Raw genomic sequence first — 9,712 nt, 5'->3', positions numbered from 1 at the left:
CGTTTGATGATGACCGCGCAATACAGGCTCGGCCCCGGGGTGCCATCCGGAAGCGGCTTACCCGGAATGCTGCCCGGAACGACCACGGAATATGCCGGAACGCGACCGACAAAAGTCTCGCCGGTGGTGCGGTCGATGATCTTGGTCGATGCGCCGATGAAGACACCCATCGAAATGACGGCACCTTCTTCGACGATCACACCTTCAACGATTTCCGAACGTGCGCCGATAAAGGCGTTGTCTTCGATGATGACCGGGCCAGCCTGAAGCGGCTCAAGCACGCCACCGATACCGGCACCACCCGAAAGGTGAACGTTCTTGCCAATCTGTGCACACGATCCAACCGTGGCCCAGGTATCAACCATCACGCCGGTATCAACATAGGCGCCAAGGTTGACAAAGGACGGCATCAAAACGGTGCCCGGTGCGACATAGGCCGAACGGCGCACAATGCTGCCCGGAACGGCGCGGAAACCGGCCTTTTTAAATTCTGCTTCGCCCCAACCTTCGAACTTGGACGGGACCTTGTCCCACCAGTTGGTGTTTTCACCGGGACCGCCTGCGATGGTGGTCATGTCATTGAGACGGAAGGACAGCAGAACCGCCTTTTTGGCCCATTGATTGACAACCCATTTGCCATTGGTTTTTTCGGCAACGCGCAGGTCGCCGGAATCCATGGCGGAAAGCGTCTGTTCAACAGCCTTGCGGATTTCACCCTGGGTAGAGGAGTTAATCTCGTCGCGGTTTTCCCATGCGACGTTGATCACGCCTTCAAGCTCGGTTCTATTCATTTTTCGAAGGTCCTTGCGGTCAGCCAAAATTGCGTTGGCGGAGAATGGTCAATGCGCGCGCGCAAGTCAACTCCGCCAGTTTACGTAGAAACGCCTGTCTCAGGCAGATTTCCGTTCCTGATCCCGTGTGGCCGATAGACATAGCCGATCATACCGCCAAGCTCAATCCTGGAACGATGACAAATCAGCGCTGCCCTGCCCGGTCGCGGGGAAGTGAAGCACCCTGATTGGGTGCAGCTTTAACGGGGGGATTACGATCCGTTGTTAAGCCCGCGCAGGAAGCCGACAAGATCATCGGTTTCATGATCAATGCGCGGATCATCGCGACCGGCCTGCGCCCATTCAAGATCGGTATGCACCCAGACGGTGGTCATGCCCATATCCTTGGCCGGCAGGAGGTTTTTGGCCATGTCTTCGAAATAGACCGCACGGGTCGGGTCAATCCCATCGCGCGCCAGAAGCAGGTCATAGGGTTCCTGCTTGGGTTTGGGGATGTACTCGGCATCGACGATGTCAAAGATGGTTTCAAAATGATCAGCAATACCGAGGCGATCCATCACCCGTTCGGCATGGCCGCGCGACGCATTGGTGAAAATCAGTTTACGGCCCGGAAGATCATTCAGCGCGCTGGCAAGATCCGGTGCCGGGTCGACCACGGACAGATCGATGTCATGGACCTTGGCAAGGTAATCGGCCGGATCGATTTCATGTTCGGTCATCAACCCGCGCAAGGTGGTGCCATAGCGATGGAAATAGTCCTTCTGCACCCGGTGGGCTTCGGTTGCTTCAAGCTTCAGCGCATCGCGGACATATTGCCCGATCAGATCAGACACCTGTGAAAACAGATTGCAGGCCGCTGGATAAAGCGTGTTGTCGAGATCAAAGATCAGAACGCTGTCATCGTCGACACGGGGCAATTCGGATCTGCGTTTCGGGGCGGTGGTCATGATCTGGGGCCTTCCGGATATGCTTGTTGGACAGACGTGCCTGGCGCGCGTGTCAGGCAGTCGACATTTGTATGCGATCCTTACGGTGTTGCAAACCATCAGGATCAATCAGAACCACAAATGGTGTACCCGTGGTCATTTGTTCGCCGTTGAATTGCAGGGTGCCAGGCGTGAACTGCATAGGGGTTTAAAACCGCCAAAAAGAGCAAACATATATTGGGTTCTTGTCCGGGATCCATGTCTGGTGCCTTGGGCTGCGCGTATCAAATGTGATGGAGGATCGGCCCGGAAAACCGAGCGAGGACATTATTATCCGTCCGCATAGTAAATTCAGGTTTTGTAAAACCCTTGTTAAGTAGAAGCAGCGAAAATGACCGAAAGCCATTAAGGCGATCAGACTGGTTTCCGTGCTCGGGGGAAGGGAATCACTTGTTGATCCGGGCAGCGTGAGAGGGTGCATTGGATAAACTTATAAAGGCGCGAACAACCGAACTGCGCAAGGAAAGAAACCGTTTTGCGGCATTGGCCTTTGTCTGGGGGGATCTTCTTCTGGAACTGGACGGGGATCTGCGCATTGTTTTTGCCTCTGGCGCGTCAGACGGGATTTTGGGGCATCGGCCACAAGACCTGTCGGGGAAGTCGTTCATCCAATTCCTGGCAAAACAGTATCGCCCGCTGGTGACAGAGATGTTGCGGGTCGCGCGCCGTCGCGGGCGCATGGACAATATTCAGGTCCGCTTCAATCAGCAGGCCGACATGTTAAGCCCGCCGGTTTCCATGAGCGGCTATTTCCTGCCTGATCTTGGTGACCATTTCTTTGTCGCACTCAGGGTTGCTATCAATGCCCTGTCGCCTGATGTTGCCGCCAGCCTTCAGCGCGACACTGCTACGGGACTTCTTGATGAGGAAAGCCTGTCAAAGGTTGTCACGGAACGGTTGATGGCGCGCCGGGAAACCGGGATCGAGCACAAATTTACCCTGATGACCGTCAATGCGTTTGATCCGCTATGCGCGCGGATGAAACAGATCGAACAGGCGGAAATGATGGCCAGCGTCGGAGCCTTTCTGCGCGCCCATTCGGTTGCGGGCGACACGGCCGGGCGACTGGGGACAGAACAATTTGGCATGTTACATCGCGCAGATGTCCCGATTGGCGATCTTGAAAAACGGATCGAGGAATGTGTGCGCGATGCCGATCCGACCGGGGTTGGCATCGAGGTCAGTTCATCGGTGACCGATTTTACCGCCGAGCTGATCCCGCCGGGCGATCTGGCGCGCGGGGTTTTGTATTCCATCCGGCGGTTCTGTGACCGGCAGGAGCACAGCTTTACGTTTTCGCGCCTGATGGGGCAGGCGGATAATCTGGTCAACAATACCTTTTCGGCGATGCAGGATTTCGGCACCCGGGTGGATCAGTTGAAGTTCGACACGGTGTATCAGCCGATCGTGCGCCTGCCGAATGCGGAAATCCATCATTTCGAAGTGCTGGTAAGGTTCTATGACGATGATGGCAAACTGATCCCGACACAGGAACTGGTCAGCTTTGCCGAGCAGGTCAATATGGTCCATCGTCTTGATCTGGCGATGTTGCGCCGAAACCTTAAATGGATCACCTCCCAGCTTGATCAGGGGATAACCGCCCGGGTTGCTGTGAATATTTCCGGCCATTCGCTTGGAAATCCGGATTTTTGCCGGTCTGTGATTGCGCTGTTTGAGCGCCATCGCGAGGCACTTGGCCAATTGATGCTTGAGATCACCGAAACCGCCGAAATCGCAGATATCGATACGGCGGCAAAATGGATTGCCCGTTTCCGTGAATTCGGGGTCGAGATCTGCCTTGATGATTTCGGCACCGGTGCGTCGAACTTCCGGTATCTCAGCGCAATGGATATCGATTATGTAAAGATTGATGGCGAATCAATCCGGCAATCGACCAAGACGCCTAAGGGGCTGGCATTCCTGAGATCGCTTGTCGATCTGTGTCACGACATCAATGTCGAGGTTGTCGCCGAGATGATCGAGACAGACAAGATGCGCGAACTTGTGACCAAGGCCGGTTTTGACTACGCGCAGGGCTATCTGTTCGGCAAGCCAGAAGCCGACATTACGCTTTATTGGCGTGATTCTGTTTATAGGCGGTGATGCTGGCAGGCGAGGCCATTTCCGGGCAGGGATATTGAGCCGCGAGATGCGGCGTTAACGGGCCCGATCAGTTTTTGCTGTCCTCGGAAGTCACGCCATATCGGGCGAGGATTTTTTCAAACAGGCCATTTTCCCGGATTGCGATAAGGCCTTTGTTCAGTTCCCTGAGCAACTTCTTTGGGTCCCTTGCCTGGCGCGAGATGCAGGCAAAGTAGGGGTTGTTTGAAATCACCTTGGAATGGACATTCTCGATATCGGCGATGGTATGTTGCGAATGATGCAGCTCGTACTCCATGGGTGCCTTGTAGGACAGGGCCGCATCGATACGACGTGACAGCAGCATATTAAGAAGGGTGGCCTCGTTATTGACCACCAGAACATCAAGCCCGGCGGTACGGGCGGTTGATTCAAGGCTGTAACCGCTGACCACACCGATGATCATGTTTCTGGCATCGGAAATCTTTTCCAGCGATTGCAGGGCGGTCTCCCCAAACGCATAGAATGCGACCCCGACATGGCCGAGCAGGTAGGAATAAAACATTTCCTCTTCGCGTTCAGGCAGGTAACTGCATGAACACAGGCCATCGACCTGTCCGGTACTGGCAAGGAAATAGGCCCGTCGCCAAGGGTAAAACGGCGTGATCAGGGTGATGTTGCGCGTGGCAAATGCGGCGCGCAATATTTCGATGTCGTAGCCCGGCAAAGTGGCGTTCTCGGCAATTTTTGACGGCGGGAACGGATTGCACGCGAGCGTAACGGTACGCTGGTTGCCAGCGGGGGGTATCAGGGTGTTCTGGGCCGATGCCGTACTGATCGTGCCAAGCAGGACCAGGGCACCAAGGGTCAGGCAAATGATCTTGCTGGCCATGCGCAGATGTTGGCGCGCGCCGATAGCAGAACGGCGCAAAGACACATATGAAAGAATACCGGCCCACTTTCCCACGATTTTTTAACCGCTCTAAAAAAATAACGGAATCAATATGTTATCACGCTTTGGCGGATAAGGATGAGTTATTCGCGCGATGCATGAAACAATTTAAGGTAGAAAGATTTACAAATAGTCACGCAACAAAAAAAGGCCGGTGTCAAACACCGGCCTTTTTGCAAAGTGACGTCCGATTTTATTCGGCGGCTTTGACTTCCGCGCTGTTGCGGATGGCCGCTTCGCGGACATCATCAGTGACATGTTCTTCGAACTTCGCGAAGTTCTTTTCAAACAGGCCGGTCAGGTTGGTGGCAGCCTTGTCATAGGCAGCCTTGTCTTTCCAGCTTTCGCGCGGGTTCAGAACATCAGCCGGGATGTCGCCGCAGGCGGTCGGATAGGCCAGACCGAAGAACGGATCGGTCGCGAATTCGGCATTTTCAAGATCGCCATTCAGCGCAGCATTGAGCAGGCCACGGGTGTAGGCAATCTTCATGCGCGAACCAACACCATAGCCGCCGCCGGACCAGCCGGTATTGACCAGCCAGCAATTGGCTTCGTGTTTTTCCATCATTTCGCCAAGCAGTTTGGCGTAAACCGAGGGATGACGCGGCATGAACGGCGCACCGAAGCAGGCCGAGAACGCCGCAGTCGGTTCCTTGACACCTTTTTCGGTGCCGGCAACTTTCGCGGTGTAACCCGACAGGAAGTGGTACATCGCCTGTGCCGAGGACAGCTTTGCGATCGGCGGCAGAACGCCAAAGGCATCACAGGTCAGCATGATGATGTTTTTCGGGTGACCACCACGACCGGTTTCCGAAGCATTCGGAATGAATTCGATCGGATAGGAAGAACGGGTGTTTTCGGTGTGACGGGCATCGTCGAGATCAAGCTCGCGCGATTGCTTGTTCATCACAACGTTTTCAAGAACGGTACCGAAACGCTCGGTCGTTGCGAAGATTTCCGGTTCTGCTTCGCGCGAAAGTTTGATCACCTTGGCGTAGCAGCCGCCTTCAAAGTTAAAGACGCCGTCTTCGCCCCAGCCGTGCTCGTCATCCCCGATCAGGGTGCGCGATGCGTCGGCAGAAAGCGTGGTTTTACCAGTACCCGACAGGCCAAAGAACACGGCGGTGTCGCCATTCTTGCCCATATTGGCCGAGCAATGCATCGGCATGACGCCCTTGGCAGGCAGGATGTGGTTGAGAACCGAGAAGATCGATTTCTTCATTTCGCCGGCATACCAGGTACCGCCGATGATGACCATTTTGCGCTCAAAACTGACCATCACGAAGACTTCGGAGCGGGTGCCGTCGTCTTGCGGGTCTGCCTGAAGGCCCGGCGCATGCAGAATGGTGAATTCCGGCGCGAAGTCGCGCAGTTCTTCTTTCTGCGGCTGGATGAACATGTTGCGGGCAAAAAGGTTATGCCATGCGTTTTCGTTGATCACGCGCACCGGCAGGCGGAAACGCGGATCGGAACCGGCAAAGCAATCCTGAACGAACAGTTCGGTGCCCTGGAAATATGCGCGCACTTTCTGATAGAGGCGCTCAAATACTTCCGGGCTGACCGGGCGGTTTACATCGCCCCAATCGATATCTGCCTTGGTGCTTTCTTCTTCGACGATGAAGCGATCCAGCGGGGAACGGCCGGTATGTTCGCCGGTAAGGGCGACAAAGGCACCGCCTTTGGCGATTTTACCTTCGTTGCGACGGATCGCATGTTCGTAAAGGCCGGCAGCGTCAAGGTTCCAGTGAACGGCGCCAAGGTTTTTGAGGCCATGGGTTTCAAGGCCTACACGGCTGACAACGGGTCCTGATTGCAGCACGAAACTCTCCTGGTGGGAATGAAAATCTGGGGGTTAATGTCCTATTTTACACTGCCAATTGTGGGTAATCGGGAGCGCTGAGACATATTGTTACAAAGGTGTCTTAAAAGCAACCGCTCCTTTTGCCTTATACCTAGGAAAACGTAAGTGTTTTTGCGTTTGCGAAAATTACATTTTCAGGGTCGCGGGTTTAATGTTCAGAATACAAATGGTCCGACTTATGCGCGCCATATTTTGCACATTTTGACCAAAATTTCGCGTGCCTCGTCCGGCGTTCGGACCGGGGACGGGAAGTCGATTCTAAGCGGTGCGATATCGACCGAATTGGCGGTCAAAACCATGCCATCGCAATCAATCGATTGCATCTGCCAGCCAGCACTGGGATCGGCGGTGGTGAAGTGACCGACAATGCCGGAAATGGCATCGGCATGATCGGCATTCATATGCGCAACGATCCCGTCATGGCCGTCGATCAGTGCCTGACAGTCTGGCAGGATCAGTTTGTCACCCGAAAGACGGCGTTGTTTGCCAAATCCGCCCACCCAGTAGGCTGCATCGACAGAAACCCGATAGAACCCGAAATCGGCAAACCCGGCATATTGGGCGGCATCGGGATGGGTTTGCAGATAGCGTTTTTTCACCCGGTCAAGGTCAGCGGCGGCTGTTACCGGCATGGCGCGCCCGAAGATGGTCAATCGGGCGGTATCGGTTTCTATTATGGCCGTGCCATCGTTGTTTTCCGCCAGATCGTGGTTTGTCACCAGAAGCGAAACACGGTTGTCGGCCTTGATATGGCGGGTGTGATCGGCAAGTTCAGAAATCAGAAGGCAGGGCGTACCATCCATGTCGCAGGCCGGGACAACCATCGATGTCACCGGCCAGCCATCAGGGATCTGAGCGTGATCGTGCGCGGTTGTTGCCAGAACGGCCCTTCTGGCATGATGCAGCATCTGGCGCAGGGCGTGTGATGACGGTGCGGTATCTGACATTGGGGGCCTTGTGGTTGTTGCTTTTTCAGAGATAACCCCAACGGGCTTGCCGTGCAACCAAACCGAAAACCTGCTGTGTTCACGGTAAAATTACAAAGATTAGTAATCCATAGGTTGAAAAAATCGATCTCGTACGCACTTCTAGTAATGGGATCGCGTGAAAGGCCGACAGAGCGACATGCGATCCCAAAAATTGCCAGTGACAGGGCTGTAATCGGATTTGCGTGATCTTATATCGCATATCAGTAAGTGTTGTTTTGAAGATTTGTATCGAGAGGTTTCGGGGAGGTTACCAAGTTAGTTCGCACCCATTTTGAGGGAATTGGGTCCGGGTTACTTGAAGAGTGAAGAAAAACAATTGGCGTTGCCGGAGACGGATTTCGTTTTGAAGCAGCGCGAATGAACAAAGGATACAACCTTGATTGAGCCAGTTATGTCGGAAACCTGGCCGTTGAAGGCAGGTTCCAACACGGATGATGAGCGGCAAGGTGATCGAACGTGGCGCATTCTTGTCGTTGATGATGACAATGACGTACATGAGGCGACTGACTTCGCGCTACGCAGGGTGCAGATTCTTGGCCGCCCGCTTGAGCTAATTCATGTTTTTTCGGCAGAAGAGGCGCTTAAAATTCTGCGTCAGACACCCGACGTCGTGGTCATCCTGCTTGACGTTGTGATGGAGAGACCAGATAGCGGATTGCGTCTGGTCGAGGAACTCCGCGCCGAAGGATATCGCGAGCAACGCATCATTTTACGAACCGGTTATCCCGGTGATGCGCCTGAAAAACAGGTCATCCGTGATTACGAGATTGACGACTACTGGTCCAAGGACGAGTTGACTCGTACCCGTCTTGTCACCTCGCTGACAACGGCGATCCGGACGGTTGATTATGTCAGGGCTCTTAAGGGGACGCGCGCCGGTCTGGAAATGGTGATCGAGGGCACCCAGTACCTTTATCAAAACAAGAGTATCGATATTTTTGCCGAGGGGGTTTTAACCCAGCTTGCAGCCATCCTGCGGGTTAGCCCGGAAGGTGGTGTCTGCGCGCTTGCCGAGTTGCCTGATCAGGAAGATGACCTTGTGGTGCTTTCCGGTATCGGGCGGTTTGCATCCCATGTCGGCAAAAGACTTATGGATGTCGAAGACATAGATCATGACCTGATTTCAGCAGGGGATAACAACGGCACGGCACCGGTCATTTCCGGCAACAAGATCCTGTTTAGCCATCGAAGCGACACCGGACGCCGGTTGTTGATCTATTTCGTTCATGATCAGGTCTTAAGCCCGGAAAATATCGTCCTGGTTGAGGTGTTTGCCACCAATCTCGCGATCTGTTTTGACAATCTGGCCTTGATTTCAGAGTTGGCGGAGCTGGCATTTGTCGATCAGCGCGCCGGACTTCCCAATCAGAACGCGTTTGATCGCGAACTGATGCATATGACGCGAAATGGCAGTGAAGCGGCAATTGTTGCGATGGTCGCGATTGAAGATGCCGCACAGTTTTGCGTTGCATTTGGCGTCAATTACTTCGATCGAGTCATCACCGCGGTTTATGATCGGCTGCGTTCGGTTGTCGGAGAAGGTGTATTGGTCGCGCGCGTCGGGGAATACACGCTTGGCCTTGTTGACAGTACCGGAACAGTCGAAGTTTCAGCCATTGAAGAAATTTTTGACGAGACGTTCGAAGTGGTCGGGAGCCCGGTGGTGGTCCGCGGAACCATCGGCGTTGTGCGCGGCAACCCGCAAGGCCGCCGTGCCAGCGACATCCAGCGCGCAGCAAGGCTGACATTGCTGAAACAAAAGCAGAGGGCCCCGGGGGGTACCGCTGAGTTTGAGCCGTCCATGGCCGATGAAGTTCAAAATGCGCTGCAGATGGTTGGCAAGTTACGCGAAGCGGTGCGGGATCGAAAACTGACCTTCGTGTTCCAACCCAAAATCTGTCTTAAGACCGGTGCCGTCATCGGTAGCGAGGTTCTGTGTCGTTGGATCGATGAAGGAAAATCGGTTTCCCCCGGTCGGTTTATCCCGGTTGCCGAGCGCGCCGGACTAAGCGGCGAGATCACTTTGCAGTGCCTAGATGTGGAACCTCAATAGG

7 protein-coding genes are annotated in these 9,712 nt (G+C 54.4%); 2 read left to right on the top strand and 5 right to left on the bottom strand.

What is annotated here, in order from left to right; genetic code table 11:
* Positions 1 to 791: 2,3,4,5-tetrahydropyridine-2,6-dicarboxylate N-succinyltransferase (gene dapD / locus B2T33_RS10940; protein WP_286792011.1), on the bottom strand; the 791-nt coding region annotated here is incomplete at its 3' end.
* Positions 792 to 1,042: 251 nt separating this feature from the next.
* Positions 1,043 to 1,738, bottom strand: coding sequence for a pyrimidine 5'-nucleotidase (locus B2T33_RS10935; protein WP_120223668.1), 696 nt, complete (start codon positions 1,736 to 1,738; stop codon positions 1,043 to 1,045).
* A 459-nt stretch (positions 1,739 to 2,197) separates the two neighbouring features.
* On the opposite strand from B2T33_RS10935, the gene B2T33_RS10930 reads away from it, so the two are divergent.
* A complete protein-coding gene (locus B2T33_RS10930) occupies positions 2,198 to 3,880 on the top strand; it encodes an EAL domain-containing protein (protein ID WP_286792010.1) in 1,683 nt (560 codons plus the stop codon).
* 67 nt (positions 3,881 to 3,947) lie between these two features.
* On the opposite strand, the gene B2T33_RS10925 is transcribed toward B2T33_RS10930, so the two are convergent.
* The 3 genes from B2T33_RS10925 to B2T33_RS10915 form a co-directional block, all read right to left on the bottom strand.
* The gene (locus B2T33_RS10925) at positions 3,948 to 4,823 is read right to left on the bottom strand and encodes a substrate-binding periplasmic protein (RefSeq protein ID WP_286792009.1); all 876 of its coding nucleotides are present in this window, start codon (positions 4,821 to 4,823) and stop codon (positions 3,948 to 3,950) included.
* A 178-nt stretch (positions 4,824 to 5,001) separates the two neighbouring features.
* A complete protein-coding gene (locus B2T33_RS10920; RefSeq protein ID WP_008889096.1) occupies positions 5,002 to 6,627 on the bottom strand; it encodes a phosphoenolpyruvate carboxykinase in 1,626 nt (541 codons plus the stop codon).
* Positions 6,628 to 6,845: 218 nt separating this feature from the next.
* Positions 6,846 to 7,616, bottom strand: a complete 771-nt coding sequence (locus B2T33_RS10915; protein WP_008889097.1) for a HugZ family protein — start codon at positions 7,614 to 7,616, stop codon at positions 6,846 to 6,848.
* Between the two features lie 418 nt (positions 7,617 to 8,034).
* Between B2T33_RS10915 and B2T33_RS10910 the strand changes: the two genes are divergently transcribed.
* Complete coding sequence (locus B2T33_RS10910; protein WP_286792007.1) at positions 8,035 to 9,711, top strand: DUF3369 domain-containing protein; 1,677 nt, start codon at positions 8,035 to 8,037, stop codon at positions 9,709 to 9,711.
* Position 9,712 lies beyond the last annotated feature (1 nt).

The organism is Thalassospira sp. UBA4513 (assembly GCF_002388495.1).
GTDB classification, from domain to species: domain Bacteria; phylum Pseudomonadota; class Alphaproteobacteria; order Rhodospirillales; family Thalassospiraceae; genus Thalassospira; species Thalassospira tepidiphila.
This window is presented reverse-complemented; position numbering and strand designations above follow the sequence as displayed.